The 26,045-nt window shown below is 65.5% G+C and carries 26 protein-coding genes; 8 read left to right on the forward strand and 18 right to left on the reverse strand.

Going from position 1 to position 26,045, the window contains the following annotated elements:
* From GD606_RS14310 to recA, 11 genes are all read right to left on the reverse strand, one after another.
* On the reverse strand, positions 1-942 hold the full coding sequence (locus tag GD606_RS14310; protein ID WP_163301828.1) for a hypothetical protein: 942 nt from the start codon (positions 940-942) through the stop codon (positions 1-3).
* Positions 939-1,673 carry a phage adaptor protein gene (locus tag GD606_RS14315; RefSeq protein ID WP_163301829.1) on the reverse strand — a complete coding sequence of 245 codons (735 nt, stop codon included), beginning with the start codon at positions 1,671-1,673 and terminating at the stop codon, positions 939-941. Before GD606_RS14315 ends, GD606_RS14310 begins: the two co-directional genes overlap by 4 nt.
* A gap of 189 nt (positions 1,674-1,862) precedes the next feature.
* Positions 1,863-2,651 carry a hypothetical protein gene (locus GD606_RS14320; protein WP_246298817.1) on the reverse strand — a complete coding sequence of 263 codons (789 nt, stop codon included), beginning with the start codon at positions 2,649-2,651 and terminating at the stop codon, positions 1,863-1,865.
* Between the two features lie 50 nt (positions 2,652-2,701).
* Complete coding sequence (locus GD606_RS14325) at positions 2,702-3,673, reverse strand: phage major capsid protein (protein ID WP_163301830.1); 972 nt, start codon at positions 3,671-3,673, stop codon at positions 2,702-2,704.
* Positions 3,674-3,692: 19 nt separating this feature from the next.
* Positions 3,693-4,277: a hypothetical protein gene (locus GD606_RS14330; RefSeq protein ID WP_176629309.1), complete on the reverse strand. Its 585-nt coding sequence runs from the start codon at positions 4,275-4,277 to the stop codon at positions 3,693-3,695.
* 89 nt (positions 4,278-4,366) lie between these two features.
* Positions 4,367-4,630 (reverse strand): hypothetical protein, encoded by a 264-nt coding sequence (locus GD606_RS14335; protein WP_163301832.1) that lies wholly within the window; start codon positions 4,628-4,630, stop codon positions 4,367-4,369.
* 41 nt (positions 4,631-4,671) lie between these two features.
* Positions 4,672-5,055 carry a zinc ribbon domain-containing protein gene (locus tag GD606_RS14340; protein WP_163301833.1) on the reverse strand — a complete coding sequence of 128 codons (384 nt, stop codon included), beginning with the start codon at positions 5,053-5,055 and terminating at the stop codon, positions 4,672-4,674.
* Between the two features lie 31 nt (positions 5,056-5,086).
* On the reverse strand, positions 5,087-6,958 hold the full coding sequence (locus GD606_RS14345; RefSeq protein ID WP_163301834.1) for a hypothetical protein: 1,872 nt from the start codon (positions 6,956-6,958) through the stop codon (positions 5,087-5,089).
* A complete protein-coding gene (locus GD606_RS14350) occupies positions 6,951-7,397 on the reverse strand; it encodes a hypothetical protein (RefSeq protein ID WP_163301835.1) in 447 nt (148 codons plus the stop codon). Before GD606_RS14350 ends, GD606_RS14345 begins: the two co-directional genes overlap by 8 nt.
* A 140-nt stretch (positions 7,398-7,537) precedes the next feature.
* Positions 7,538-10,180, reverse strand: coding sequence for an alanine--tRNA ligase (gene alaS / locus GD606_RS14355; RefSeq protein WP_163301836.1), 2,643 nt, complete (start codon positions 10,178-10,180; stop codon positions 7,538-7,540).
* Positions 10,181-10,292: 112 nt separating this feature from the next.
* Entirely contained in the window at positions 10,293-11,363 is a 1,071-nt protein-coding gene (gene recA, locus GD606_RS14360; RefSeq protein ID WP_163301837.1) for a recombinase RecA, read from the reverse strand.
* A 291-nt stretch (positions 11,364-11,654) separates the two neighbouring features.
* On the opposite strand from recA, the gene GD606_RS14365 reads away from it, so the two are divergent.
* From GD606_RS14365 to tatC, 3 genes are all read left to right on the forward strand, one after another.
* Positions 11,655-12,590: a magnesium transporter CorA family protein gene (locus GD606_RS14365; RefSeq protein ID WP_163302864.1), complete on the forward strand. Its 936-nt coding sequence runs from the start codon at positions 11,655-11,657 to the stop codon at positions 12,588-12,590.
* Between the two features lie 179 nt (positions 12,591-12,769).
* Positions 12,770-13,858: a protein translocase subunit SecF gene (secF, locus tag GD606_RS14370; RefSeq protein WP_163302863.1), complete on the forward strand. Its 1,089-nt coding sequence runs from the start codon at positions 12,770-12,772 to the stop codon at positions 13,856-13,858.
* On the forward strand, positions 13,855-14,916 hold the full coding sequence (gene tatC, locus GD606_RS14375) for a twin-arginine translocase subunit TatC (RefSeq protein ID WP_246298819.1): 1,062 nt from the start codon (positions 13,855-13,857) through the stop codon (positions 14,914-14,916). The genes secF and tatC overlap by 4 nt, the downstream gene beginning before the upstream one ends.
* A gap of 34 nt (positions 14,917-14,950) precedes the next feature.
* Here the strand turns inward: tatC and GD606_RS14380 are convergent, their stop codons facing one another.
* The 3 genes from GD606_RS14380 to GD606_RS14390 form a co-directional block, all read right to left on the reverse strand.
* A complete protein-coding gene (locus GD606_RS14380; protein ID WP_163302862.1) occupies positions 14,951-15,289 on the reverse strand; it encodes a hypothetical protein in 339 nt (112 codons plus the stop codon).
* A gap of 130 nt (positions 15,290-15,419) precedes the next feature.
* Complete coding sequence (locus tag GD606_RS14385) at positions 15,420-15,707, reverse strand: hypothetical protein (protein ID WP_163302861.1); 288 nt, start codon at positions 15,705-15,707, stop codon at positions 15,420-15,422.
* An 83-nt stretch (positions 15,708-15,790) separates the two neighbouring features.
* The gene (locus GD606_RS14390) at positions 15,791-16,681 is read right to left on the reverse strand and encodes an AraC family transcriptional regulator (RefSeq protein ID WP_163302860.1); all 891 of its coding nucleotides are present in this window, start codon (positions 16,679-16,681) and stop codon (positions 15,791-15,793) included.
* Positions 16,682-16,771: 90 nt separating this feature from the next.
* Here GD606_RS14390 and GD606_RS14395 point away from each other — a divergent pair, with 90 nt between their 5' ends.
* The gene (locus tag GD606_RS14395) at positions 16,772-17,941 is read left to right on the forward strand and encodes an MFS transporter (RefSeq protein WP_163302859.1); all 1,170 of its coding nucleotides are present in this window, start codon (positions 16,772-16,774) and stop codon (positions 17,939-17,941) included.
* 343 nt (positions 17,942-18,284) lie between these two features.
* Positions 18,285-19,097 (forward strand): DUF4198 domain-containing protein, encoded by an 813-nt coding sequence (locus tag GD606_RS14400; protein WP_211922206.1) that lies wholly within the window; start codon positions 18,285-18,287, stop codon positions 19,095-19,097.
* 102 nt (positions 19,098-19,199) lie between these two features.
* On the opposite strand, the gene GD606_RS14405 is transcribed toward GD606_RS14400, so the two are convergent.
* Positions 19,200-19,346 (reverse strand): hypothetical protein, encoded by a 147-nt coding sequence (locus tag GD606_RS14405; protein ID WP_163302858.1) that lies wholly within the window; start codon positions 19,344-19,346, stop codon positions 19,200-19,202.
* Between the two features lie 239 nt (positions 19,347-19,585).
* Here GD606_RS14405 and GD606_RS14410 point away from each other — a divergent pair, with 239 nt between their 5' ends.
* The 3 genes from GD606_RS14410 (at position 19,586) to GD606_RS14420 (ending at position 22,207) form a co-directional block, all read left to right on the forward strand.
* Positions 19,586-20,362 (forward strand): TetR/AcrR family transcriptional regulator, encoded by a 777-nt coding sequence (locus GD606_RS14410; protein WP_163302857.1) that lies wholly within the window; start codon positions 19,586-19,588, stop codon positions 20,360-20,362.
* A complete protein-coding gene (locus GD606_RS14415; RefSeq protein ID WP_163302856.1) occupies positions 20,337-21,635 on the forward strand; it encodes an ABC1 kinase family protein in 1,299 nt (432 codons plus the stop codon). Before GD606_RS14410 ends, GD606_RS14415 begins: the two co-directional genes overlap by 26 nt.
* 74 nt (positions 21,636-21,709) lie before the next feature.
* Positions 21,710-22,207, forward strand: coding sequence for a pyridoxamine 5'-phosphate oxidase family protein (locus GD606_RS14420; protein ID WP_163302855.1), 498 nt, complete (start codon positions 21,710-21,712; stop codon positions 22,205-22,207).
* 75 nt (positions 22,208-22,282) lie between these two features.
* Here GD606_RS14420 and GD606_RS14425 read toward each other — a convergent pair whose 3' ends face one another.
* The 3 genes from GD606_RS14425 to ptsP form a co-directional block, all read right to left on the reverse strand.
* Complete coding sequence (locus GD606_RS14425; protein ID WP_163302854.1) at positions 22,283-23,677, reverse strand: FAD-binding oxidoreductase; 1,395 nt, start codon at positions 23,675-23,677, stop codon at positions 22,283-22,285.
* Positions 23,674-24,141: an SsrA-binding protein SmpB gene (gene smpB, locus GD606_RS14430; protein ID WP_163302853.1), complete on the reverse strand. Its 468-nt coding sequence runs from the start codon at positions 24,139-24,141 to the stop codon at positions 23,674-23,676. The genes GD606_RS14425 and smpB overlap by 4 nt, the downstream gene beginning before the upstream one ends.
* Positions 24,142-24,250: 109 nt before the next feature.
* Positions 24,251-26,038 (reverse strand): phosphoenolpyruvate--protein phosphotransferase, encoded by a 1,788-nt coding sequence (ptsP, locus tag GD606_RS14435; RefSeq protein ID WP_163302852.1) that lies wholly within the window; start codon positions 26,036-26,038, stop codon positions 24,251-24,253.
* Positions 26,039-26,045: the final 7 nt, after the last annotated feature.

Raw genomic sequence — 26,045 nt, forward strand, 5'->3', positions numbered from 1 at the left:
CTATGGGCGCAGCACAAACAGCCAGGCCGCGTCGGAAGAGACCGCCGCGCCGCTTCCGGCCCCATCCAGGGGCAGCCGGACAAGCCGCGTCGCCTGGCCGCCCGAAAGGCCCAGACACAGCCCCCGGGCGTCGGCCCAGACGACGGCCTGGCCCGTGATGTCGCGCCCGGCCACCCGCGCCAGGTCGATACCCGGGCCGCGCAGGCAGGCGCCAGGGATCGGCGGGGCGTCCATGACCCGGCGGTAGGCGAACTGGGCCGGATCGTGCCCGGCCGCGAAATAGACCTCCTGGTCCGTGCCCACGAACAGGCCGTCGTCCACGGCCGCAAGCATCCGCACCCGGCCCCCGCGCCCGGGCAGAAAGTCGCCCGCCGGGTCCAACAGATGATAGGCCCCGGCCCCCAGGGTGAAGAGGACCATGTCGCCTGCGGCGATGAAGATGCGCCCGGCGTGGTGTTCCAGGAGATGCCCGGCCGGGGGGGCGACATATTCCCCCGGTCGGCCGGTGAGGACGGTTCCGTCGCTCCATATCCCGGCCACGCCGCCCGCGATCATCCCGTTTTCATGGCCGTTGGCGTAGTAGACCCGTCCGGCCACGGCCACGAAGGACAGGGCCGCCCCGGGCGTCAGCCCCGTGGCCAGGGTCTCGACAGCGACCCCTCCGGCAGCGTCCGAGTCAGGCGCAAGGCGCACCAGACGGTCGTCCACCCCGGCATAGGCCGCGCCCCGGCCGTCGGACCACAGGGAATGGAACGTCCCGTCGGACACGCGGCGAAAGCCCGCCCGCCGCCGGACGCCGCCCCCCGGCAGGACATCCACGTTCACGGCCCGGGAGACGTGGTAGCCCCCGGTCTTCGGGTCAAAGGCCAGCCGGGCGGCCGGACGGGTCGCGTCCAGGCCCCGGCACACGGCGAACCGGGTCACCCCGTCCGCCCCGCTCATAAAAAGGCCCCCGGGCGGCCGAACCCCAGCGCGTCTGGCACCGGGGCGTCCATGGCCTGGCGCGTCCCGGCGAACTCGGCCAGTCGGCCCATGGCCGCCTCGAAGCGGGCCTCGAAGCGTCCGGTCTGGGTCTTTTTGCCCTCGGCCCCTTCCTCCAACCCTTCGAAGAGATCCCGGCACACCCGGGCCACCAGAAGCTCCGGGGCCAGATGCGCGGGCAGCCCGTCCGGGCGGTCCGTGTCCGCCTCAAGGGGGGCGGGCAGGCGGAAATAGCGCACCAAAAGCACGACCGGCGCGTCGGAGACGGGCCGCACGAAGAGCCTGGAGCCGATGGCGGCTGCGGCCAGGGGCCAGGGCCTTCCCCCCGTGCGGACCTCCGGCCCGCCCCGGCGGGCCAGCTCCTCCAGGCCCGAGGCCAGGGAAAGCCGTCGCCGGGCGGTCAGGCACACGACCTCCGTCAGGTCGTGGTGATAGTCGGCGGGCAGATCCACGGCCGCCGCCCCCGGGTCGAGAACCACGGTGTTTTCGGTGAAAAGCCCCGGCAGGCAGACCCGCCCGGCCACGTCCAGAAGCACCCTGTTGAGCAGGCGCAGGATGCGGTCCTCGGTGACCGACGGGTCGCGCACCTCCCGGGCGATCTCCATGATCAGGGCGGCGGCCGTGTCCAGGTGCGGGCCGCGCAGGCCGGATGCGCCGGGGCGGGGCAGGGTGAGCCAGGCCTGGCTTGGCATAGGCGCTTCTCCATGTTGCAGGTGTCCCTGCGGCCTGTGCCCGGATGGCGCACGGCCGCAGGGGATATCGAATCGCGGCGGGGGCGCGTGCGGCGAGCGGCAGGCCGCCGCACGGCCGTCTTTTTCGCCGGGGAGGACAAAAGGCCTTCCCCCTCCCCGGCGCAGGAGTTCCTCCGTCCCCAGGCCCCCCTAGTCCATGGTCAGGCAGCAGGGCCGGTACTGTCCGGCCACGCCCGCCGTGGCCCAGGCCACGGCCACGACTGGCTTGTCCTGGGCCGCCGGGGAACCGGCCCCGGCCAGGGCCCCGGTCGTGGCGGCGGGAACCAGCATGGTTCCCGGGGCCGAGGCGTCGGCGGACAGGCACAGGGCCGGTCCCGAAGACTGGGACCAGAAGTGGTGCCCGCCCGGGACGTCGCAGGGGGCCACCCCGGCGGGCAGGTTTTCCTCCTGGTCCGACGGGGCCACGCCGCGCCAGGGCGAGGCCGTGAGGCTGACCTTGGTGGTGTCGTCCAGGGCGGCGCGCAGGGGCTCGGCCAGGGTCAGGACCATGCGTCCCGAGGCGGCGGCCGCCGAGTTGGACAGGATGCGGTACTGGTGCCCCTGCCCGGTGGCGGCCGTAACCTGGAGATAGCCGTCCTCGTAGTCGTTTTCGGCGGCCGGGGCCGCGCCCAGGGTCAGGCACAGCACCCGCTCGCCCACGGCGGCCGACGTGCCGTCCAGGTTCACGTGCTGGGGCACGGCGACCTTGGCCATGCAAAGTTTCCCGGCCGGGACGCCGCCTGCGGCGGCCAGGGCGTAGCGGAAGCCCCGGCCGTCGGCCAGGACGCGGCGCGCGCCGAGGATTTCCAGTTTGCGCGGGGACGTCTCCATGACGTCCTGGGAAAAGCACAGCTTCATGGGCTGGGCCATGGTGCGGACCTCCTTTTTCGTTGCCGCCTCACAATCCACGGGCTGGATGATGAGTTCGCGGCGTTGCACGGCTTCATGCCTCCCTCAAAAAGCGGCGGCATTTTCGGGGAAACGCGCCATCAGGACAGGTTGGCGTGGGCGGCGTGGGCCTTGCGGTTGGAGCACACCAGGTTGCCGTGCCACAGGATCTTCATGGTCTTTCCGGCCGGGCCGTCGAGTTCGGTCCACGGCCTGCGGGCGAAGAAGCCGTTTTGGTGGATGGCGAAGCCCAGGTGGTTGGTGTTGACGGCGAAGGCGTGCCCGGCCGGGCAGAAGTCGTCGGCAGCCAGGATCATGCCCTCGAAGACCAGGTGGGTGAATCCGGCCCGGGCGGCCTCGTCGTCGGAGACGAACCGCTGCTGCACCTGGAGGATGCGCGAGATCTTGTTGTAGAGGGCCTCGGTGGTCACGGCCACGTTGGGCTTGCCGTCGCGGCCGTCGGTGATCTTGGCCGCCGAACGCATGTTTTGCAGCACGTCGAGGCCCATGGATGCGGCGTCGTCGAGGGTCACGGCCCGCCAGGGCTTGGAGCCGTCGGCGGCCACCAACTGGTTCTCGGCGATGCCGCCGTAGGGCGCGTCGGGGTCGCCGCCGGTCAGGGAGCGCAGGCCCGTCAGGGTGGGGGCCTCGTCGCCCCCGGCGCTGTAGAGGGTGGCGGCCAGCCAGTTGGCGCAGGTCTTCTGGGCGGTCTCGATCTTCTGGGTCACGAACTGCACGGCGGCATAGTCCCCGGCGGCTGCGATCTCGTCGGTGAGGTAGACCGTGGCGTTGCCGTAGGCGTGCTTCCATTCGAAAAAGGCGGCGCTGACGCTGGCCCGGTCGTCCGACGACAGGGGGTCGGCCCGGGTGAAAAAGCCGCCCTCGGCGTCGGAATAGTTGAGGGGAATGCGGATTTTTTCGCCCCCGGCCGGGCGCTCGAAGATGCCCATGCGTCGGTTCATGAGACAATCCAGCAGAAAGGAGCTGGAAAAGTAGATGTCCACGGCCTTGCCGTCGGCGGCCGCGAAATAGTCGTTGGTGACGGCCTCGATTTCCGAAAGATTGAGCGCCATGTATCGTCCTCCCTGGATATCAGTTTCCGGCGGCGGCGCGCCGGGCGGCCAGACGTCTGGCCAGGACCGTGTTCATGCCCCCGAAGCGGCCCGGTTCGGACAACTCCGGGTCGCCCCCCCGATCCGGGACCGCGCCCTGGCCCTGGCCCAGGGTGGCGGCCAGCCGTCTGGAGCGCAGGCTTTCCAGGGTCCGTTTCTCGGCCGCCGAGGCCGCCTCTTCCAGGCGGGCGGCCACGGCCTCGCGTTCGCGTTCGAGCATGGCCGCGAAATAGGCCCCCACCTCGTCCAGAAGCGGGTTGTCGCGGCGGATGGCCGTGAGCCGCCCGCTTTGTTTGAGTTCGGCGAAGTCCGGATGTCCGGCGGCAAAGGCGGCCTCGGCCTCCAGGCGTTTCGCCGTGTCCAGTTCGTTCCCCAGGCGGGTCAGCCCCTTTTCCACCAGGCCCGCCACCTTTTCCTCCAGGCCGTGCAGCAGGCTGTCCCAGACGGCCCCCGGCGGCCCGCCAGGCGTGCCGGGCGTGCCGGGTCCGCCGGGTCCGCCGGGTACGGGCGGGACGGCCACGTCGACCGGGCCTGCCGTCGCGTCCACAGTGTTTTGTGCGTCCATGTGTCCCCTGTCCGTTGCGTGGTTTCCGAAAAAGCCCGGGATGGTTTCCCACCCCGGGCCGTGCCCCCGCCAGGTCGTTTCCGGCCCGCTTACGGGATGAGGTATCCCCCGCGCCGCAGGCCCTCTTCCAGGGCCGCGCAGGCCCCGGGAAATCCCGCCGTGTTGTCGCGCAGCGCCCGGCGGTGCGCCGCGTCAAGCCGGGCCAGGATCGTGCCGATGTCGTGCAGGGCCTCGATGGCCCGCTGCATGGGCGCGGCCTGGAAAAAGCTCCGGGGCATGGCCTCGGGATGGTCCGCCGCATAGCGGGTGGAGCGGTACCAGCGGTAGGCGTCCACGGCCCGTAGAAACTGCATGTGTCCTCCTTGCGTCCTTCCCTGGTTCGTCGCGCCGGGCGCTACGCCGCGCACAACCGTCTGGCGGCGAATCGGGCCAGGGCCTCCCGGCGCGCCGTTTCGCAGGCCGCGTAGGCGGCGTCCTGGCGACGGATTCCCTCGCCCGGCTCCAGGGGCCGCAGTTTTTCTCCGCGCATCCAGGCCCGGTAGGCGGCCCGGGACGGGTCGGCCAGAAAGGCCTGCACATGGGGGGCGGGGTTGTCCTTGTCCACCACCCGGGTCACGGAGGCGATCCAGTCCGCGTCGGCCCGGTATCCCCGGCCCACGGACACAAGCCGCCTCACCTGGCCGCCGCATCCCGGGCAGGCCGGGTCCGGGCCGTGCGGGGGGCACAGGTCTTCGAAGACCTCCCCGCAGGCGGGGCAGAAAAAGTCATAAAGCGGCATGGGCGTGTCTCCTGGCGCTGAGGTTGCCGGTTTATCCGGCCTGGACCGGGACCGGAAGCGCACCTCCGTCCCGCTTTCCGACCAAGTCCGTTACGCCTGTCGTGACGGGCGTCTTCGGGGTGGCCGGGACAAGACGCGCGGCGGCAGCGACCGTGGCAGCGTCCGTTGCCGCCTTCGGGGCCGCTTTTGGCGAGGTCGCCGCGGGGGGGGGCGTCATTCCCTCCAGGCGTCCCAAAAGGGCCTCCCGGCCGGACCAGTCGAGCTTTTCCAGCAGGTCGCGGCGGTCGATGGCCCCCATCTCGTAAAGGGCCAGGGCCTCCTCGCGCTGCTGCACCCGGGACACGGGCATGGTGGACCCGGACACCACCGAAAGCCGGGCCGGAACCCGCAAGAAGGCCCCGCGCACGGGCATGGCCGCCGGGCCTGCGTCCGTGGCGAAGGTGATCCAGCGGTCCTCGCCGTACCAGTTCTGGGCGTGGCTCAAAAACATGCGGCCGCGCTCGCGGATCAGCCTCGAATAGTTGCGGATCTTGCCGCGCATCATGGTCGCGGCCTGCTCTAAAAGGGCGGCGATGGCCTTGTGGGCGATGACCGGCTTGGCGCTGTCCACGGCCTGTTCCAACTCGTGCGAGCCCGCCACCTGGAGAAAAAGCTCCTTGTAGATGCCGAGGACCATCTCGATGTCCTTGGTGTTGTTGGCGAACTCCAGATAGCGGATGCCGCCTGCGGCGGTCTGGGAGGCGGGATTGATGATGCCCAGGCGGTTGTTGAAGGCCGCGTTGGCCACCCCCGAGTCCCGGGGGTTGATGATCTTGGGCCGGGCGCAACGGTCCTTGTGGTAGGTGAGCTGGGACAGGCACTTGTTGATCTCCATCTGGAGATTCTCCAACTGCTCGAAGTCGGACGCGCCCCACAGGCTGGCCGGATCGGTGACGGAGTTGGCCACGATGAAGGGGAACTTGTCGAAGAGGTAGGTCCGGGCCGCCTCCTCCGGGGTGAGGTGCGGGTTGACGCAGGGGTTGCCCCGGTCGGAGAGCACCAGGTCGCCGCCGCTGCACACCGTGACGCATCGGATGCCGCCGGGATAGCGCGGCCGGTCGCCGTCCGTGGAGAAGTCGCGCACCCAGCACTCGCAGACCACGGCCTCGTCGTCGGGCAGTCGGCTTTTTCCGGCCAGGCCGAACACCGCCCCGGCCACCTCGCCCGCCCGGGCCAGAAATCCCCGGCGTCCGGCCTCGCCCCGGGCCGCCTCCCGCCGGGGGTCGAGAAGCTCCCCCAGAAGGTCGGCGTCGCTTCGGGCCAGGCGGCCCGTGTCCGGCCAGCGTCGGGCGATCTCCCGCAGGCTTAAGGGTTCGAGGTGAAATACGGCCGCCGCATCCTGCACGTCCAGGCAGCGCGGCGGATAGACCGCGAAGCGGAAGGGATCGACCACCACGGTGCGCACCTCGCCCAGGCCGTATTCCAGGTCCGGGTCGAAGACGACCTTTTCCACGGCCACGCCGTAGGTCTCGCCGTGTATGACCGATTTTTCCAGCACGGCCTGCTGTTCCTGTTCGATCCACCAGTGCCGGGCCAGGCGCTCCATGGTCAAAAAGACGTCCGCATCCCCGCCGTCGCCCACCCGGGTGACGTTGAAGGTGGGGCTGTTGTCGGTGAGGGTATTGACCGTGCGTTGCCGGTGCATGTGCAGGAGGTTGGCGCTGGACAGGGGCACGCCGGTCGGGCTGACGCCCTTCCAGGGCCGGTTGCGGCCCAGGCGGTAGTACCTGGCCCACATGTCGTGCAGCCCGGCGTCGGCCTTGTCCCGCACGGCCTGGTGCAGGAGGTCGAAGACCCGGCGGCCCACGGCGCGGGGATCGGTCGCGGGGGGCAGGAGTTGGTCGGGCTGGGCGCGATCAGGCATGGGCCACGCCCCTGGCGTCGGCGGTGCGGCCCGGGCGGCCGCCGTGGCCAATCCGGCCCGCTTTGCCCGTTTTGCCCATACCGCCCGGTCGGAGATTCAGGGGTGCTTCGGCCGCCCCCTCGGCCACGAAATAACCTTCCGGGGTGAGGAGCCGGTCCATGCGGCAGGCCTCGGGCCGGTCCAGGTCGTGCCCCACGGCCCGCCTCCCGCAGATGGGGCACAGCAGGGCCTCAAACGGGGCGTCCGGGGCGAAGGGCGGCGTAAATCCCGGCCCCAGGGGGCCGAACATGGCCCCGGAAAGCGGGGCATGCACCGCGCCGGGGTCGCAGGAGCCGATATCCGAAAAGCACATCTCGCAGCGCACGATCATGGCGTCCTCCGTGGTGGGGCGGATTGTCCCGCCGTCCATGAATCCCACCAGACCATGGGAAACGGACACGCGCCCGCCCGTGCCTGTCCGGGACGAAAAAATGCCCGGGATGTTCCGGGCCGGGTGCAGCATGGTGCAAGATCAAAAAAATGGCGCGCCGACCGGTTGGGTCGGCGCGCCGGGAAGGGGCGTCTGTGTTGAGGGAGGGATCAGGAGGCCAGCAGGCCTTTGAGAACGTCGAAGGCCTCTTCGATGCCTTCGGGCCTGGTCCCCCCGGCCTGGGCCAGGTCGGGGCGGCCGCCGCCGCTGCCCTCGATGGGCGCGGACACGGCCTTGATCAGCGCCGGGGCGGTGAACCGGCCGTGCAAATCCTTGGTCACGGACAAAATGAGCGCCACCTTGCCGTCCTCCTGGGGGGAGGCCAGACAGATCACTCCGGAGGGCAGCTTGGAGCGCAGGTCGTCCATGGAGTCGCGCAGGGCCTTGATGTTGACCCCGGGAAGGCGGGCCGTGAGCACCCTGACCCCGGCCACCTCGGCGATTTCGTCCATGAGGCTCTTGCCGCCGCCTGCGGCCAGCTTCCCGGCCATCTGCTCCTTTTCCTTGGTCAAAAGCTTGATGTCGTCAAAGAGCTTTTTGATGCGCCCGGCCATGTCCCCGGGCTTGGTTTTGAGGGCCTTAAGGCCCTGCTCGTATTCGGCCTGCATGGTCCGGACATGCTCCAGGGCGTTTACGCCGGTCACGGCCTCAATGCGCCGCACCCCGGCCGCCACCCCTGCCTCGGACAAAATCAGGAAGCTTCCGGCCTGGCCAGTGGAGGACAGATGCGTGCCGCCGCACAGCTCCATGGACACCCCCGGCACCTCGATGACCCGCACCTCGTCGCCGTATTTCTCGCCGAAAAGGGCCGTGGCCCCGCGGGAGCGGGCGGCGTCCAGGGACATGGTCTCCCGGGTGACCGGGAGGGCCGCCAGGATGGCCGCATTGACCTCGTCCTCGACGCGGCGCGACTCGTCGGCCGACAGGGCGGCCATGTGGGTGAAGTCGAAGCGCAGGCGTTGTGGGGTGACCAGGGAACCGGCCTGGTTGACGTGGCCGCCCAGCACGTTTTTCAAGGCCGCGTGCAAAAGATGCGTGCAGGTATGGTTGCGGGCCGTGGCCAGACGCGTTTTTTCGTCCACGCGAAGCTCGGCCTCCTGGTCCAGGAGCAGTTCGCCCTTGGCCACGGTCACATGGTGGGCGGTCAGGTCCGTCCCGGCCTTGAGGGTGGCCGTGACCTCCGCCTGCCCGGTCAGGGTCTCCACCTGTCCGATGTCGCCGGACTGGCCGCCGGATTCGCCGTAAAAGGGAGTGGTTCCAAAGACGGCAAAGCCGGATTGCCCCTCGATCAACCGCTCCACGGCCTGACCTTCGGCGGAAATCAGGGCCACCACCCGGCTTTGGGCGGTGAGCGTGTCATAGCCCACGAAGCGGGACTTGAGCCCGGATTCGAGCAGTTCCAGGAAGAGCACGGCCGGGTCGGTCTCGCCCGAACCCTTCCAGGCCTTTTTGGCCCGGGCCTTCTGCTCGTTCATGCATATCGTGTAGGCGGCCTCGTCCACGGTGACGCCGCGCTTTCCGGCCACGTCGTTTATGATGTCCAGGGGGAACCCGTAGGTGTCGTAGAGCCGGAACGCGGCCGCGCCGGACAGCACCGTGTCGCCCGTGGCGGCCAGGGCGTCGAGCTCCTCGGAGAGGATGCCCAGGCCCTTGTCCAGGGTGGCGGCGAAGCGTTCCTCCTCCTCGCGCACCACCCGGGCCAGGAACTCCCGGTTGGCGGTCAGTTCCGGATAGGCCTCGCCCATGTGGGTGACCACGGCCAAAACCACCTCGAACAGGAAGGGCTTGGAGAGCCCGAGCAGTTTCCCGAACCGCAGGGCCCGGCGGATCAGTCGGCGCAGCACGTAGCCCCGGCCCTCGTTGGAGGGCAGAATGCCGTCGGCCACCAGGAAGGCCACGGCCCGGGAATGGTCGGCGATGACCCGTAGCGCGGTGTCCGTCTCCTCGCCCGCCCGGTAGGCCACCCCGGCCAGTTCTCCGGCCCGGGCGATGATTTTTTGGAAGAGGTCCGTGTCGTAGTTGGAGTTGACGCCCTGGCAGATGGCCGTGATGCGTTCCAGGCCCATGCCCGTGTCGATGCTGGGGCGCGGCAGGTTGACGCGGGTTTCCTTGTCGATCTGGTCGTACTGCATGAACACCAGGTTCCAGACCTCAAGATACCGGTCGCAGTCGCAGGAGCCGATGCCGCAGTCCGGGCCGCAGGACATGTGCTCGCCCTGGTCCACCAGGATCTCGGAACAGGGGCCGCAGGGGCCGGTGTCGCCCATGGACCAGAAATTGTCCTTCTCCCCCAGGCGGTAGATGCGCTCGGAGGGCAGCCCGGCCACCTTCTGCCACAGGCCGAAGGCCTCGTCGTCGTCGCGGTAGACCGTGGCGTAGAGCCGGGACTTGTCCAGCCCAAGTTCCACGGTCAAAAATTCCCAGGCCATGCGGATGGCCTGCTCCTTGAAGTAGTCGCCGAAGGAGAAGTTGCCGAGCATCTCGAAAAAGGTGTGGTGTCTGGCGGTGCGGCCCACATTCTCCAAATCGTTGTGCTTGCCGCCCACGCGCAGGCACTTCTGGGCGGTCACGGCCCGCTTGTAGGGCCGTTTGTCCTGGCCCAGGAAGACCTTCTTGAACTGGACCATACCCGCATTGGTGAAGAGCAGGGAAGGATCCTCGCGGGGCACCAGGGGGGAGCTTGATACCGGCTGGTGGTCGTTTTGGGCGAAGTAGTCGAGGAACCGGGCGCGAATCTCGCTGGCCGTCATCATGGGGGTCTGCCTCCAACACAGGCCGGGGGGGACGGCGTCCCCCCCGAAGTCCTTGCGCGTGATGGTTAATGTCGTGTGAAACCGCAATCCCGACAGCCGGGGCGGGTGTGCGTTACATGCCGTCGTCGGCCTCATCCGGCAGGGCCGGGACATCCAGGGGCGCTACGGACTCGGACAGCCCCAGATGTTCCATGAGTTTTTGCTCGACGGTCTGGCGGATGTCGGTGTGCTCCTGCAAAAAGGCCCGCACGTTTTCCCGTCCCTGGCCCAGGCGCTCGCTGCCAAACGCGAACCAGGCCCCGGATTTGTCCACGATGCCCGCTTCCACGCCCATGTCGATCAGTTCGCCTTCGCGGGAGATGCCGGTGCCGTAGAGGATGTCGAACTGGGCTTCGCGGAAGGGGGGGGCCACCTTGTTTTTGACCACCTTGACCCGGCAGCGGTTGCCGTAGCTTTCTTCCTTGTCCTTGAGCGTCTGGATGCGCCGGATGTCCAGGCGGATGCTGGCGTAGAATTTCAGCGCGTTGCCGCCGGTGGTGGTTTCGGGGCTGCCGTAGCCGGTCATGCCGATCTTCATGCGGATCTGGTTGATGAAGACCACCGAGGTGCGCGACTTGTGGATGGTGCCGGTGAGCTTGCGCATGGCGTGGGACATGAGCCGGGCCTGTCCGCCCACCTGGGTATCGCCCATGTCGCCCTCCAACTCGGCCTGGGGGATCAGGGCGGCCACGGAGTCCACCACCACCACGTCCACCGCGCCCGAACGCACCAGCAGGTCGGCGATGTCCAGGGCCTGTTCGCCGTAGTCGGGCTGGGAGATGAGCAGTTCCTCGGTCTTGACCCCCAGGCGTTTGGCGTAGCTCACGTCCAGGGCGTGTTCGGCGTCGATGAAGGCGGCGGTGCCGCCCGCCTTCTGGGCCTCGGCGATGATGTGCAGGGCCAGGGTGGTTTTGCCCGAGGATTCGGGGCCGTAGATCTCGGTGATCCGCCCCCGCGGGATGCCGCCCACGCCCAGGGCCATGTCCAGGCCGATGGAGCCGGTGGGGATGACCGGTATCTTCACATGGGCCGAATCGTCGAGACGCATGACCGAGCCCTGGCCGTATTTGCGTTCGATGGTGGTCAGGGCGGTCGCCAGGGCGTCATTTCGCATCGAGTCCGGGGAAATGGTCTTTTTGGCCATGCGTGATCTCCGTGGGTGGGAACGGTTGCCGAAAACCCACGGTAAGTAGCAGAAGCCCCGGCCGGGGGCAACGGGGGGGTGGGGGCGTGGAGCGGGTGAAATGTGACGTTTTCGTCCTCCCGGCGCAGTGGAAACGCCATAAAAAACAGGGCGTCTTGCTTCCGCCCCGGGCAGGGACTATGGTCCCCCTCCGGGGGGCCGACTGGCATGGCCGGTTCCCCGCATCGCCAGCGGCAAGCCATGTATCCCGTGGTTTTCGATCATCACCCAGTATGAGAAGCGAGGCGCCCGATGATATCCATCTATAAGCACGCGGGCGGCAAGCTCGGCGAGATCCGCCAGATCGAGGACGACTGTTGGATCAACGTCGTCAACCCCGGCGAGGCGGAAATCAAGTCCCTGGCCGAGCAGACCGGCGTCCCCCAGGATTTCCTCACCGACGCCCTGGACGTGGATGAGCGGGCCCGCATCGAGACCGAGGACGGCAGCGTGCTCATCGTGGTGCATACGCCCATGCGCGCCGCCGACGAGGACGACGACATCCCGTTTCGCACCATCCCCCTGGGCATCATTAAAAAAGACCGGCTGATCATCACCGTGTGCCGCCAGGAAAACGAGATCGTGCAGCAATTTCTGGAAGGCCGGGTCAAAAACTTCCTGGTCAGCGACCGGGCCCGGTTCATCATCCAGGTGTTTCTCAATACGTCCATCACCTTTTTGCGCCACCTCAAAGAGATCAACAGGAAGTCGAACCTCCTGGAGGACGACCTGCACAAGTCCATGCAAAATGAGGCGCTCATTCGGCTCGTGAACATTGAAAAAAGCCTCGTCTACTTCATGACCTCGGTCAAAGCCAATGAGATCGTCATGGCCAGGATCACCAGGGCGGATGTTCTTCGCCTGGATGAACTCGACAAGGATCTTCTGGACGACGCCATCACCGAAAATCTTCAGGCCATCCACATGACCAAGATATACAGCAACATCTTAAGCGGGTTGATGGACGCCTTCGCCTCCATCATCTCCAACAACCTCAACGTGGTCATGAAAGTGCTCACCAGCGTGACCATCATCCTGATGATCCCCAACCTTATCGCCAGCATCTACGGCATGAACGTGGAACTGCCTTTTCAGCATTCCATAAACGCCTTCCTCATCGTGGTGGCGACGGGGCTTTGTTTGTCGATTCTGGGGGTCTTGGTGTTTGTGAAAAAGAAGTGGCTTTAAGGGTCCGGCAGGGAGTCGGCGGCGCTTGACAAGCGGCCGGAAAAAACGGAAGCCTTCGCAGTTTACGGCGGTCTGTCCGCCGCAGGGCTTTTGTGTTGTGAAGCAAACGCACGACGGACGTCTTTTTGCCGACAGGGCCCGGTTGACGGGCTTTTTTCCGCGAACGCATGGGGGACAGCATGGGACTTGAGTTGATCAGACCTGGAACGCACATCGATTTTCTCAAATATCGCAAGATCGCCTATCTCGTCTCCGCCGTGATCATCCTGGCGGGATTCATCTCCCTGGCGGTCAAGGGCGGCCCCCGCTACGGCGTGGATTTTGCGGGCGGCCTGACCATCCAGCTCAAGTTCGACAAGCCCGTGGACGTCTCCGACATCCGCAAGGCCATTGAGCCCGTGGGGCTTGCGGGTTTGGTTGTGCAGCGTTTCGGCCAGGACGCGGACAGCGAATACCTGGTGCGGGCCGCCGAGCAGGACATGTCCCAGGAGGGCATCCGCGAGGCCGTGGTCACGGCTATGCAAAAGGCCCTGCCCGATTCCGGATTTACGGTGCAGCGCCTGGAGATGGTCGGTCCCAAGGTGGGCGCGGACCTGCGCTCCAAGGCCATCGAGGCCGTGTTCTACGCGGTTTTGCTCATCGCCATCTACATCTCCGGCCGCTTCGAGCAACGTTGGATGGCGGCGGGCATCATGGCCGCCGGGCTGACCAGCGGCGTCTATCTGCTCAACCTGCTGCATGTGCCCACGGGCTATCTCATCCTGGCGGCCATGCTCATCACCATGCTGCTTTGCTGGTACATGCGGTTGAAATTCGCCTTGGGCGCGGTGGTGGCCGATCTGCATGACGTGTTCATGATCATCGGCATCTTTTCGCTCCTGGACAAGGAATTCGACCTGACCACGGTGGCCGCGCTTCTGACCATCCTGGGCTATTCCCTAAACGACACCATCATCGTCTTCGACCGTATCCGGGAAACCATGCACGGCGCGGACAAGAAGGAACCGCTGGCGGACATCATCAACCGCAGCATCAACCAGACCCTGACCCGCACCATCCTGACGGCAGGCACCACCCTGGTGGTCACCGTGTGTCTGTACCTTTTTGGCGGCGCGGTCATCCATGATTTCGCCCTGGCCCTGTTGATCGGCATCGTGGCCGGCACCTATTCCTCCATCTTCATCGCCAGCCCCATCCTGCTGGATCTGGGGTCCGGATTCGTGCGCAAGGAACAGGCCCAGGCGACGGCGACGGAGCCCGCCGCGTGAGCACGGGTTCCGGCGACAACCCGGACGGCGTTCGGGAGGCCGGGACTGCGGCTGACGGCGGGGATGCCGTTACGGGGCGCGAGGGGGCTGGCGATTCGCATGATGTTGCTGCGTCCGGCCTTGAGCCGGACGGCGTGCCGTCGGGGCCAGAGCAAGGCGGCGTGCCGACAGGTCCAGAGCAGGGCGGCCCGCCGTCTGGTCCAGAACAGGACGGCGTGCCGTCTGGTCCAGACCCAGCCGTCCCCCCCGCAACCGATCCGCCGCCCTCCGGGGACGCCGCCTCCGACGAGGAGCACGTCGACCAGGAGATGTCCCTGCTCGACCATCTGGGCGAGTTGCGAACCCGGATCATGCATTGCGTGATCGCCGCTGCGGCGGGTTTTCTGGCCTGCTACGCCGTGGCCGAAGACATGCTGCGGATTTTTTTGAAGCCGCTTATAAGCGTCCTGCCGCCGAAAAGCACGCTGATCGCCACCACCCTGCCGGAGAAGTTCTTCACCGTCCTTAAGATGGCCTTTTTGGGCGGCTTCCTGGTGGCCAGCCCCTACATCTTCTATCAGATTTGGCGGTTCATCGCCCCGGGACTCTACAGGGAGGAACGGCGGGCGCTTGTTCCCGTGGCCATCGCCACGGCCTTTTTCTTTACCGGCGGCGGGGTGTTCGGCTATTTCGTGGTCTTTCCCTACGCGTTTTCGTTTTTCGTGAACTACGCTGGGGAACTTATCACCATCATGCCCACCATCAGCAGCTATTATTCCTTTGCGGTGATGCTGCTGGTGGCCTTCGGGGTGGTGTTCGAACTGCCCGTGGTCCTGTATTTTCTGGCCCGCATCGGGCTGGTCACGGCCGCCGGGCTGCGTCGCAACCGGCGTTGGGCCATCCTGGGGGCGTTCATTCTGGGGGCGCTTTTGACCCCTGCCGACCCCATCAGCCAGTGCCTCATGGCCGGGCCGCTGATTGTGCTCTATGAAGTGGGCATTGTGGCGGCGGCGCTTTTCGGGAAAAAGAAACCGCCTGCCCCAGAGTCCGCCGCCCCTGAGACAACCGTTTCGGAATAGATTCCGGGACGGCGTCGGCATCCCGCCAGAGGCGTCAATTCGAGGTCTGGACCGTGGCCTTCCCCTGCTCCTGCCGCTTTTGCTCTTCAACCGCCCGGGCCGCTGCGGTGTCGGCCTCGATGTATTCCTGATAGGCCTTTTCCTTGGCCGCGCGGTAACTTGCAGCATCGTCCGGGCGACCGGCCTCCATGGCCGCTTGCTCTTCCTGCCCCAGACGCACGAAAGCGGTATAGCGGTCCTTGGCCTTTTGGCCGAGATACTCAGGATCAGCGTTGCGGGAGGCCAGCAGGGGCTTTTCGGTGCAGGAGACGGGGCCGAAAGGCGCCGCCAGGAGCAAGGCCGCCAAGATAAGGCAGAGATGGAGTGCTTTCATGCGCAAAAAGGGGGGGCGATGAAACGCCCACGGTTTTGTCCCAGGTGAGTCCCATGGGAATCAAGTTGACCCGATCCTTGGCGCACCGGGAAGAAAATCGGGAAGACCACGGCGGGAAACGCGTTTCGATTCAAAGGTGAATATTGACGATGCCTCCGAGATCCACATCGACATGGCCGCCCAAGTCCACTTCCATGTGTCCGCCCAGGTCGACATCCACATGCCCGCCCAGGTCGACATCCACATGCCCGCCCAGATCCACTTCCACATGCCCGCCCAGGTCCACCTCGACGTGGCCTGCCGGTCCCGGTTCCACATGCCCGGCGGGATGGGCCTCGAAATGTCCGGCGTGTTGGGCCTCGAAATGCCCTGGAGGCTGGGCCTCGGTATGCCCGGCAGGGTTGACGGCATCCGGCATGGACGTTCCCTTTCTGGCTCGGGATGTTCAGGAAAAGATTTTTTATTCCCGCATATGGGATAATATCCGCAATCGGGCTGTTGTCAAGGCGGACGCTGGTCCGGCACAATCTGCGATACCCCGGCGGCAGGGCGGGCGTGCCCCTGGCGCAGGCCTTCATCCCGCGCGAAGTAACGTCCCGGGGTGACCCCCAGGGCGCGCCGAAACATGGCGATAAACGCGCTTTGGCTTTCATAGCCCAGGTCCATGGCCACGGCCATGACCGGTTCTCCGGCGGCCAGCTTGCGAAGCGCCGCCAAAAGCCTGGCCTGCCTGCGCCAGATACGGAAGGTCAGCCCCGTTTCCTTGAGGAAAAGCCGCAACAGCGTGCGGTCCACGGCCCCGGCCCGGGCGGCCAGTTCCGGCAGGGTGCGTCGGTCTCCTGGGTTGTCCAGGAGGTTGCGGCAGACCACGGCCAGCCTGGGGTCGCGGGGCATGGGCAGATACAGGGGAGCCGTGGTCGAAACCCGCATCTGGTCCAGGATCACGGCCATGACCCGGCCTTCCGGGCCGTCTGGATCGTAGTCCCTCGGAAAGGCGCAGGCGTGGATGATCAGTTCCCGCAAAAGCGGCGACACCGGAACCACCCGGCAGGCATCCGGCATGTCCGGCACGGCCCCGGGCAGGATGTACAGGGTCTTGAGCGACACGCGGCCATACACCCGCACATGATGCCAGATCATGGAGGGAACCCACAGGGCCAGGTGCGGCGGGGTGACCCAGATGCCGTCCGATGTGGTGATGGTCATGACCCCGGCCGAGGCATGGATGAGCTGGGCCCGGAAATGGCAATGCGGCGGGCTGGGTTGAAACGGCGGAAGCTCGCGGGACACGCCCAGAACCGGCCGATGCGGATCGGGGTCGTCACCCTGCTCGCTGGGTCGGGAAAGGGCCTCGGCCGCGTCCCCTGTCGGATTCGCGCTATTCTTCGTCATATCGTCGAGACACACTAACGCCAAGTTGCGGTAGGAGCAAGGCCGTCAGGGGCGCATCCCGAACCATTGCCCCGGCAAAGGAAGGCTCGCATGAATCGCCGCCAAGTGGCCTGGATAACCCTGGCCCACATGTTCACAGACATCAACCAGGGAGCCCTGCCCGCCCTGTTGCCGCTTTTGATCCCCCGCCACGGCCTGTCCTACGCCGCCGCCGCCGCCGTGGTCTTTTCGTCCAACATCGCCTCCACCGTGGTCCAACCGGCCTTCGGGCACTTTGCGGACAAGACCTCGAAGACCTGGCTTGTGCCTGCGGCCCTGGCCATGGCCTGCCTGGGCCTGGGCGCGACGGGCCTGGCCCCGGCCTATCCGTTGCTGATTGTTGCGGCCGTGGTCTGCGGTGTGGGTGTGGCCGCGTTTCATCCCGTGGGCGCCAGGCTCATCAACCAGAACGCCGGGAGCCAGAAGGCGGCGGCCATGAGCATTTTCGGGGTGGGCGGCACCATGGGATTTACCCTGGGGCCGCTCCTTGCCGCCCAGGCCACGGGGTGGTGGGGCCTTGACGGGACGGCCGTCCTGGCCCTTCCCGGATGCCTCATGGCCGTGCTGGCGGCCTGGCTGTTGTCCCGGCCGCAGTCCGCCCAGGCAGCCAAGGCCATGTCCGCCGGGGCCGAGGCGGTGGGGAAACCGGCCTGGGGGGCCTTTTTGCGCCTGACGGGCACGGTGGTGGGCCGGTCCATGCTCTTTTTCGGGTTCAACACCTTCATCCCGCTGTACTGGATCAACGTCCTGGGGCAGTCGGATCATGCCGGGGCCATGGCGCTCACCGTGTTCGCGGGGTCCACGGTGGTGGGCTCCCTGGCCGGTGGTCGGCTGGCCGACCGCCGCAGCCAGCCGCGCATCATTTTTTTCAGCTACCTCTCGGTCATCCCCATGATTCCGGTCTTTTTGGCCATGAACTCGCCCTGGGCGGCCCTGGCCATGCTCGTGCCCATGGGAATCGGGCTGTCCATTCCGTACAGCGCCATGATCGTCCTGGGCCAGAGCTACCTGCCGGGACGCATCGGCCTGTCCTCCGGGGTGACCTTGGGGCTGGCCATCTCCATCGGCGGCATCGCCGCACCCATTCTGGGCATGGTGGCCGACGCCCACGGCCTGCACACAGCCCTGGCCACGACCATGATCCTGCCGGTCCTAAGCGCCGCCGTGGCCTGGACCCTGCCCGACCCCGCCGTGGCCACAGGCGTGGCAAAGGCCGCCTGACAGGCGGACATGCCGCTGGGCACGCCCAGGGATTCATGGAGATTGAGGCAGTTCGCGCTCTCCGCCAATGGCCCCTTTTCGTTTGAGGGAGGGGCCAGTCGGCACATTCCTTTGGGTTCCCGCCAGCCTTGAGTCTGGAAAAGACGGAAGGCGCTTGGCCACGTTTTGGGGCATGGGGCGTTGCGTCTGCCCGGTATGGGCAACCCCCGGCGACTCCAAGGGGATCCCCTGAATGCCAGCTTGCCACGCCGCAGAAGATTGCATAAAGGTGGCTTGCAGATGAGAATGAAAATCTTTTTCATTATCTGCTAGGTTCTTTGAGTCGCTGGCAAGGGCGGCCGATATGTCCAACCTTTTGTCATCCGGAGGAGTTTTGATGAAAATCGGGAAGATGCTGGGAACAGTCGGCATGGTTCTGGTCGTCGCATTGTCAGCTTCAGCGGTCTTTGCCCATAACCTCTGGGTGAATGGGGGGAACAAGGAGGTCTTCGAGGCCGACATGATTTACGGCCACAACTTTCCGGTACCGGAAATAATCGCGGAAGAACGGCTCCAGCTTTTCGAACCGCTCAAGGTATTTGGTAAAGATTACAACGAGGTTCTCACGCAGCAAGGTGAGAACCATCATTACGCGGGTAAGTCCAAACTCCCGGATGGCACGTATGTGGTGGAGGCATATTACAGGCCGACGCCCTGGGTTGAATCCAAGAACGACAAGTGGCACATGAACAAAACCAGAAAGGATTTCAATGACGACGAGGTTGTCTCCTGCAGCGTCTCCAGCATGCAGTCGAAAAGCCTCGTGGTCGTCGGGAATGATGACGGCTCTTTTGCCATGACGCCCCTTGGCAGGGGACTCGAGATCACCCCCCTCACCAAGGCGGGTGAAATCCGGCAAGGCGAATCCGCCAGGTTCAGGCTGACAAGGGATGGCCAGCGGGTCAAGTTGGCCAGCATCCTGGGCAGTTACGATGGGTATTCCGCAAACGAGATGAGCTTTGCCTTCTATGCGAAAACCGACATTGACGGCACATTCGAATTCAAGCCCCTGCACTCCGGAGTCTGGTATCTCAGTACCGTTGTTGAGAGCCCGACCAACGATCCGGTTTGTGAAAAGCGCCTTGAGAAGGCCAGCCTCGTTTTCACCGTGAAGTAAGCCCATCCCCGTACTGCAGGGCAGGCAGGGCTACGGCCTTTCCTGCCCTTTTTTTGTCCGGCGCAAAATCTGGTTGAATTCAACCAGCCCGGGGACACGGCATCAGGAGGCCTTGCCGGGATTCATGATGCCGTGGGGATCGGACACGGCCTGGATGCAGCGCATGGACCCGCGCCACCCCGACCTGTTCTCGGCGTTGGCCGACACCCCGGGCGTCAGGTCAGGCCGCTCCGATGCATCCCCGGGCACCAGGCTGTCTGGCCGATTGGCTGGTGGGGCATTGCCGTCAGGCAGGAAATGGTCCCCTGTCGCCAGGGCAGCGCCTATCCGAGAGACGCCCCGTCGCCTCCGAGACGTCTTGTTTCACCACTCCGCCGTTTTCCCTCCGAAGCGGGCGAAAAAACCCTTGCCATTTTAAAAGAACTACTACATATTGTAGGCATATTTTGCGTTACGAATGAATAGCAGTTCTTTTTTAGGAGGGGTTCATGAAAATCAGTGAAGACCGGAAGCGGGAGAACCGAAATCAGATAATCCGGGCTGCCGTCGACGCCATGACCGAAAAAGGGTTCAAGGGGGCGACGATGCGGGAGATCGCCAGGGCGGCGGGGCTTGGCGACGCCACCATCTACAACTACTTCCCCACCAAGGAGGCCATCGTCTACGCCTATTACGAGGATCGGCTGGAGGAGGGCGCTGAGCGGTTGCGGACAATCCCGGACCTGCATACGTACGGATTGCGGGAACAGCTCCAGACGTATTTCGAAACCTTGCTGGAGCAGTATCTGCCGGATCGTGAATTCGTCGCGGGCACCTTCGGGACGGTGACCTTCTCCCTGACCTCGGACTACCAGTATCTGCGGCCCCTCCGCTTACGCTTTTTTCATGTGGTCAAGGACATGTTCGAGGCGGCCGTTACGGCTGGCGAAATACCGGAACAGGCATTTCAGGAACTGACCTGCCAATGCCTCTGGGACTATTTCATCGGCCTCGTACACTACTGGATACGGGACCGTTCGGAGCAATTCCAGAACACCACGGTCCTCATCGACAAAAGCCTGGATTTGGCCATCGGCTTCATCCGGGCCGATCTCCTCAACAAAGCCTTGGACATGGCCTCATTCCTTTTCCGGCATCATGTCATAGCCCGGCTGGATGTGTTCCAGGATCGGATGGATCTGTTTCGTGGGCAGAGGGAGGGGATGCAGCGGGGGAAACGTCCCGACACGGGAGGAGAGGATGGCCGACAGCATTCCGAAGAGTAAGTGGGAAAGGGGGCTGTGCATCGGCAAGACAGCGACCAGGCTGGGCGGCAAGGCCCTTGGCTATCTTTCCCGAAAGCCTTTCCAGACGCCCGGTGAGCGGATCGAAGGCCGGAAGGCCCTGGACCGGGATGCCGCCGCACTCCTCTTCCAGGGTTTGGGTCTTTTGCGGGGAACGGCTCTGAAGGCGGCGCAGCTTTTCAGTTTGGAGACCGATCTCTTGCCGCCCGAAATCACGGAAGAACTCCAGAAGTCCTGCCATCAGGCGCCTCCCATCAATCGAGCCCTGGCCCGCAAGATCGTGGCTAACGCCCTGGGGAAGCCGCCCGAGGAACTGTTCCGGGAGTTCAATGGGCAAGCGTTCGCCGCCGCCAGCCTGGGACAGGTCCACCGGGCCGTGGCCTGGGACGGTCAGGAATTGGCGGTGAAGCTCCAATATCCCGGAATCCGGGAGAGCATCGAATCCGACATGCAACTGCTGCGATCGGCAACGTGGCCGCTGCCTGACCGTCGGCTCCTGGCGCCGGTTTTTGAAGAGATAGAGGCCCGCTTGTTGGAGGAGGTCGACTACCTGCGCGAACAGGAGAACATGGCCTTTTTCCGGGAAGGGTTGCTTCAGGAGCCTGTCCTGATGCCGGAATGCCGCAAGGACTTGAGTTCCGGCACGGTGCTTGCCGCCGAATACCTGGATGGCGCGCCGCTCCTCGAATGGCTCGAGACAGGCCCCGACCAGGGGCAACGGGATCACGTCGCCCAAACCCTTCAGGATTTTTTTGTTTCCGGGCTCTACCGCTTGCATGGCATCCACGCCGACCCAAATCCCGGCAATTTCCTCGTGCTCCCCGATCTGGCCGTCGGGGTGGTGGATTTCGGCTGCGTCAAGCATTTTGATCCGCACTTCGTTGCGCTCTACAGCAAGCTCGCCGCAACTGCCCTCAAGGGCGGCAGAAAGGAGTATCTCTCGCTCCTTGCCGGGTTCCAGAGCAACGCAGCGCCAGTCTCTGCGGAAATAGAACAGCTCCTCGTCGAGGAACTCCAGGCGACGGGCCAATGGATTTCCCGGTTATACCGTGAGAAGACATTCGATTTTCGGGAGAATCCGGATTTTATCCCGGCCGGGAAACGCCGCATGTCAGAGGCGCTCAAGATGAGACAATACATGGACATCAATCCGCATTTCCTGTTTTTGCATCGTACCCGATACGGGCTCTTGCGGCTTTTCGAGCGTATGGGGGCCCGCGTCAGCTTTCGAAATCCCTATGAATACATGGAGTAGCCGGGACATGCGCCAGATCCCCTGCCTATTCCCTGTCAGCTTCCAGCCGTTCCACACAACCAGAGGAGGAAATCATGGATATCATAACGCACTGGGACACCATCTGCGATGTTTTCGAGAAGACGCTGAAGACCACGGGCTTTTGCGCCATGGCCACGGTGGACACGGACGGTTCGCCCCATATCACCCCCATTGGATCGCTGATCCTCCACGCACCGGGGCAAGCCTATTATTTCGAAAAATTCCCAAAGGCGATGCGTCGCAACCTCGATCAAAATCCGCAGGTTTGTGTCCTGGCTGCCCACGGGGGATTTTGGAGCACCATGGCCTCGCTTTTCCGTGGCCGCTTCACGACGGCTCCCGGGGTGCGCCTGTTGGGCATGGCAGGAGAACTGCGGTCGGCCACCGAGGCGGAAGAGCACCTCTGGCTGGAAAGGGTCAAGATATTCCGCTGGCTTAAAGGCTACGATCTGCTTTGGAAGGATATGACCCAGGTCAGGGACATTCGCTTTGATTCCTTCGAGCCCGTCCGCATCGGCCTTATGACCAAAGGGCTCTGGGGGGAGGCATAGGGGCCTGAGAACGGGACGAAGCATGTGGTCGGCCTCCTGCGGTCCCCGCCATGGCGCTTTTCAAGGGAAGGGGTTCTAGTAGGCCTTGCCGGGATTCATGATGCCGTGGGGGTCGAACACGGCCTTGATGCGGCGCATGAGTCCGCGTTCGCCGGGGCCGATCTGGCGGTCCAGGAAGGGCAGCTTGGACAGGCCCACGCCGTGCTCCCCCGAGAGCGTGCCGCCAAGGGCCAGGGTCAGGTCGAGAATGGCTTCCCGGGCGGCCAGGGCGCGGCCGCGCTGGTCCGGGTCGGCGGCGTGATGCATGATGTTGACGTGCAGGTTGCCGTCGCCCACATGTCCGAAGACCAGGATGGGCAGCCGCTCCCGGGCGGCGACGGCCTGGATGCGGGCCACGGCGGTGCGGATGGCCCCGCGCGGCACGGTGACGTCGTCGCTGAGCTTGTCCGGGGCCACCCGGAAAGAGGCCTGGTTGAGCGTAGTGCGCACCTCCCACAGGGCCTCCTGGTCGGCCTTCTCCCTGGCCGTCTGGACGAAAAGCGGCGTGCGCCCGGCCAGCACCCGTTCGAGCCGGGCCAGATCGGCGGCCAGGGCGCCCTCCGAGCCGTCCAGGCGTACCAGTAGCGCCGCCCCGGCCGTTTGCGTCCAGGGCAGGGGATTCAGGGCGGCCACGGCCGCAAGGCAGGTGCGGTCCACGAATTCCATGGCCGCAGGCAGCATCCCGGCCCGGAAGATGTCCCCGGCGGCGGCCAGGGCCGCGTCCGCGTCGGCATGGGCGCAAAGCGCCGTGGCCGTGGCCTCGGGCAGGGGCAAAAGCTTCACCGTGATGTCGGAGAAAAAGGCCAGGGTGCCCTCGCTGCCCACCAAAAGCCGGGTCAGGTCCAGACCGGCTACGTTTTTGTGGGTGCGCCCGCCGGTGACGATGACCTCGCCGCCGGGCAACACGGCCCGGATGCCCAGGATGAAGTCCCGTGTCACGCCGTATTTGAGGGCCCGCATGCCCCCGGCGCAGGTGGCCGCGTTGCCGCCCAGGGTGGAAAAGCGCACGCTGGCCGGGTCCGGCGGATAGAACAGGCGCTTTTTGGCCAGGGCCGCCTGCAGGTCGCCGGTGACCACGCCCGGGCGGCACACGGCCACGAAGTCGTCCTCGGAAATTTCCAGGATGTCCGCATAGCGGGCCGTGGAGATGACGATGCCCGAAGGCGCGGGCACGCAGTCGCCCACGGTGTTGGTGCCCCGTCCCCGGCAGTGGATGGGCAGGCGCTCGGCATGGGCGAAGCGCAGCAGTTCGCGGATCTGGTCCTCGGTCTCAGGCCGGACCACGGCGGCGGGCAGGGCCTGGCGGCGGGAGGCGTCGGTCCCGAAGACGCAGGTCTCCTCGGGCGAAAACACGGCGGCGTCGCCGGGAAAGAGGTCGGCCAGAAAGCGGCGCGCGGCAGGGGGAAGGGGCGCAGGCGCGGCAGCGCTCATGCCCGGGCCAGCTCCCGGGCCGTCTCCCGGTCGATGTCCCGGGCTTTGAGGTCGTCGCGGCGGTCGTGGACCTTCTTGCCCCGGGCCAGGGCGATCTCGATTTTTATCCGCCCGTTTTTGAAATACATGCGCACCGGCACCACGGTTAAGCCCTTTTGCTCCACCTTGGTGCGCAGATGGGCGATCTCGGCGGCGTGCAGCAGCAGTTTGCGCTGCCGCTCGGGTTCGTGCCCGGAATAGCCCGCGTTCTCGTATTCCGCGATATGCACGCCGATCAGCCAGGCCTCGCCACCTACGAATTTGACGTAGCCGTCCTTGAAGCTGACCTTTCCGGCCCGAAGCGATTTCACCTCGGAACCCGTCAGGGCCAACCCCGCTTCCAGCCTCTCCAAAAGTTCGTAGAGCCGGTGGGCGTTTTTGTTGGGGGCGATCAGCTTCTCGCCGCCATGGGATGTCTTGCTCATGGTCTCATAGGGGTTTGCCGTCCACGCAGGGCGCGGCCACGGCGTCAAGAAGTCATGTTAGCATGGTCGAATCCGAAAGGACAGGCCGCCATCCGGCCCCGGGGGGGCGTCAGACCGTCACGCCTTCCTCCTGATCCAGGAGGGAGGAATAGAACATCAGTTCGTCGGGGAACTTCTTGAAGATGGTTTCCTGCACCAGACGGTTGGTGCGCGAGACGGTGGTGCTTTCCAGGACTTCCTTGAGCAGGTTCTTGCAGTCGTCCATGGTGGCCTGGCGGATGATGCGCTTGATGCCGGGGATGGCCTGGGGGTTTAAGCTTATGGCGTCGATCTGCATACCCATGAGGATGGGGACGCAAAAGGGGTCCGAGGCCATTTCGCCGCACAGGCTGACCTCGATGCCCGCCTGGTGCGCCGCGTCGACCACATGCTTGATGCTGCGCACCACGGCCGGATGCAAGGGCTGGTACATGTGCGACACATAGCGGTTGGTGCGGTCGATCCCCAAGGAATACTGGATCAGGTCGTTGGTGCCGATGCTGAAAAAATCCACCTCCCGGGCCAACACCTCGGCGATCATCACCGCCGAGGGCAGCTCCATCATGATGCCGATGGGCATCTCCGCATCGAAGGGCAGGCCTTGCTGTTTCAGTTCCGACTGGGCGGCGCGCAGCATGCTCATGGCCTGGCGAATCTCCCGCAGGCCCGAGATCATGGGGAACATGACCGAGACGTTGCCCACGACCGAGGCCCGCAGGATGGCCCGCAACTGGGTCATGAACAGATCCTTGTGGTGCATGCACAGCCGGATGGCCCTCAGCCCCAGGGCAGGGTTGCGCTCCTCGGGGTTGCCCAGAAGGGAGATGAACTTGTCCGCCCCGGCGTCCAGGGTGCGAAGCGTCACCCGCTTGGGGGCCATGATGGAGGCCAGATCGAGGTATTCCTCGGTGAGTTCCTCCTCCGTGGGCAGAACCCGCCGGTTCATGTACGAATATTCCGTGCGGTACAGGCCGATGCCCTCGCCGCCGTTGTCGATGACCGCCGCCACCTCTTCCAGAAGCTCGATGTTGGCTTTCACCTTGACCCGGTAGCCGTCGATGGTCTCCCCGGGCAGGTGGCAGCCGCGCATGATGGAGGCGTGATAGGCCTCGAACTGGTATTTGAGATCGGTGTACTTGGCCAGTTCGTCCTCGTCGGGCTCCACCAGCACCGTGCCCTGCAACCCGTCCACCACCACCAGATTTCCGTCGCGGACATGCTCTTCCAGGTTGTTCACCCCGATGACCGCCGGGATGCCCAGGGTGCGGGCCAGGATGCCGGTATGGGAGGTCTTGCCGCCCTGGGCCGTGACCAGGGACATGATCTTGTCCACCTCGATGGCCGCCGTGTCCGCCGGGGACAGGTCGTCGGCCATGAGCACCACCCGGTTCTGCACGGCCTTGATGTCCCCGGTCTGTCCGGCAAGCCGGGACTGGACCCGGTCGGAGACCATGCGCACATCCTGGATGCGGTCACGGAAATAGGGGTTGTCCAGGGCCTCGAAGGCCCGCTGCAAGTCGGCCACGGCCTTGTCCAGGGCCCATTCGGCATTGATGCCCAGGTCGCGGATGTAGCCTGCGGCCGCGCCTTGCAGCTTGGGATCGTCGAGAATCATCAGGTGCGAGTCGATGATGTGGGCATGCTCGCGAAGTTCCGCCGGAATGCGGTCGCGCACCTGGGTCAGTTCCTCGCGAAACTGCCCGAAGGCCCGGCCGAGCCGGTCCAATTCCGGTGTCACCAGTTCCGGGGCCAAGGCCTGCCGGGGAACGGGGCCCTGGCCGGACCTGTTCAGGAAGAAGGCCTTGCCGATGGAGACGCCGGCCGAAACCGGAATGCCTTTGAGAATGACGGAGGCCACGCGTGGT

The sequence above is a fragment of the Desulfolutivibrio sulfodismutans DSM 3696 genome (assembly GCF_013376455.1).
Taxonomy (GTDB): domain Bacteria; phylum Desulfobacterota; class Desulfovibrionia; order Desulfovibrionales; family Desulfovibrionaceae; genus Desulfolutivibrio; species Desulfolutivibrio sulfodismutans.

Coding starts and splice junctions, on each gene's coding strand:
- GD606_RS14310 (WP_163301828.1), bottom strand. CDS start 942: ATGAGCGGGGCGGACGGGGTGACCCGGTTCGCCGTGTGCCGGGGCCTG.
- GD606_RS14315 (WP_163301829.1), bottom strand. CDS start 1,673: ATGCCAAGCCAGGCCTGGCTCACCCTGCCCCGCCCCGGCGCATCCGGC.
- GD606_RS14325 (WP_163301830.1), bottom strand. CDS start 3,673: ATGGCGCTCAATCTTTCGGAAATCGAGGCCGTCACCAACGACTATTTC.
- GD606_RS14330 (WP_176629309.1), bottom strand. CDS start 4,277: ATGGACGCACAAAACACTGTGGACGCGACGGCAGGCCCGGTCGACGTG.
- GD606_RS14335 (WP_163301832.1), bottom strand. CDS start 4,630: ATGCAGTTTCTACGGGCCGTGGACGCCTACCGCTGGTACCGCTCCACC.
- GD606_RS14340 (WP_163301833.1), bottom strand. CDS start 5,055: ATGCCGCTTTATGACTTTTTCTGCCCCGCCTGCGGGGAGGTCTTCGAA.
- GD606_RS14345 (WP_163301834.1), bottom strand. CDS start 6,958: ATGCCTGATCGCGCCCAGCCCGACCAACTCCTGCCCCCCGCGACCGAT.
- alaS (WP_163301836.1), bottom strand. CDS start 10,180: ATGATGACGGCCAGCGAGATTCGCGCCCGGTTCCTCGACTACTTCGCC.
- recA (WP_163301837.1), bottom strand. CDS start 11,363: ATGGCCAAAAAGACCATTTCCCCGGACTCGATGCGAAATGACGCCCTG.
- GD606_RS14365 (WP_163302864.1), top strand. CDS start 11,655: ATGATATCCATCTATAAGCACGCGGGCGGCAAGCTCGGCGAGATCCGC.
- secF (WP_163302863.1), top strand. CDS start 12,770: ATGGGACTTGAGTTGATCAGACCTGGAACGCACATCGATTTTCTCAAA.
- GD606_RS14380 (WP_163302862.1), bottom strand. CDS start 15,289: ATGAAAGCACTCCATCTCTGCCTTATCTTGGCGGCCTTGCTCCTGGCG.
- GD606_RS14385 (WP_163302861.1), bottom strand. CDS start 15,707: ATGCCGGATGCCGTCAACCCTGCCGGGCATACCGAGGCCCAGCCTCCA.
- GD606_RS14390 (WP_163302860.1), bottom strand. CDS start 16,681: ATGACGAAGAATAGCGCGAATCCGACAGGGGACGCGGCCGAGGCCCTT.
- GD606_RS14395 (WP_163302859.1), top strand. CDS start 16,772: ATGAATCGCCGCCAAGTGGCCTGGATAACCCTGGCCCACATGTTCACA.
- GD606_RS14400 (WP_211922206.1), top strand. CDS start 18,285: ATGTCCAACCTTTTGTCATCCGGAGGAGTTTTGATGAAAATCGGGAAG.
- GD606_RS14410 (WP_163302857.1), top strand. CDS start 19,586: ATGAAAATCAGTGAAGACCGGAAGCGGGAGAACCGAAATCAGATAATC.
- GD606_RS14415 (WP_163302856.1), top strand. CDS start 20,337: ATGGCCGACAGCATTCCGAAGAGTAAGTGGGAAAGGGGGCTGTGCATC.
- GD606_RS14420 (WP_163302855.1), top strand. CDS start 21,710: ATGGATATCATAACGCACTGGGACACCATCTGCGATGTTTTCGAGAAG.
- GD606_RS14425 (WP_163302854.1), bottom strand. CDS start 23,677: ATGAGCGCTGCCGCGCCTGCGCCCCTTCCCCCTGCCGCGCGCCGCTTT.
- smpB (WP_163302853.1), bottom strand. CDS start 24,141: ATGAGCAAGACATCCCATGGCGGCGAGAAGCTGATCGCCCCCAACAAA.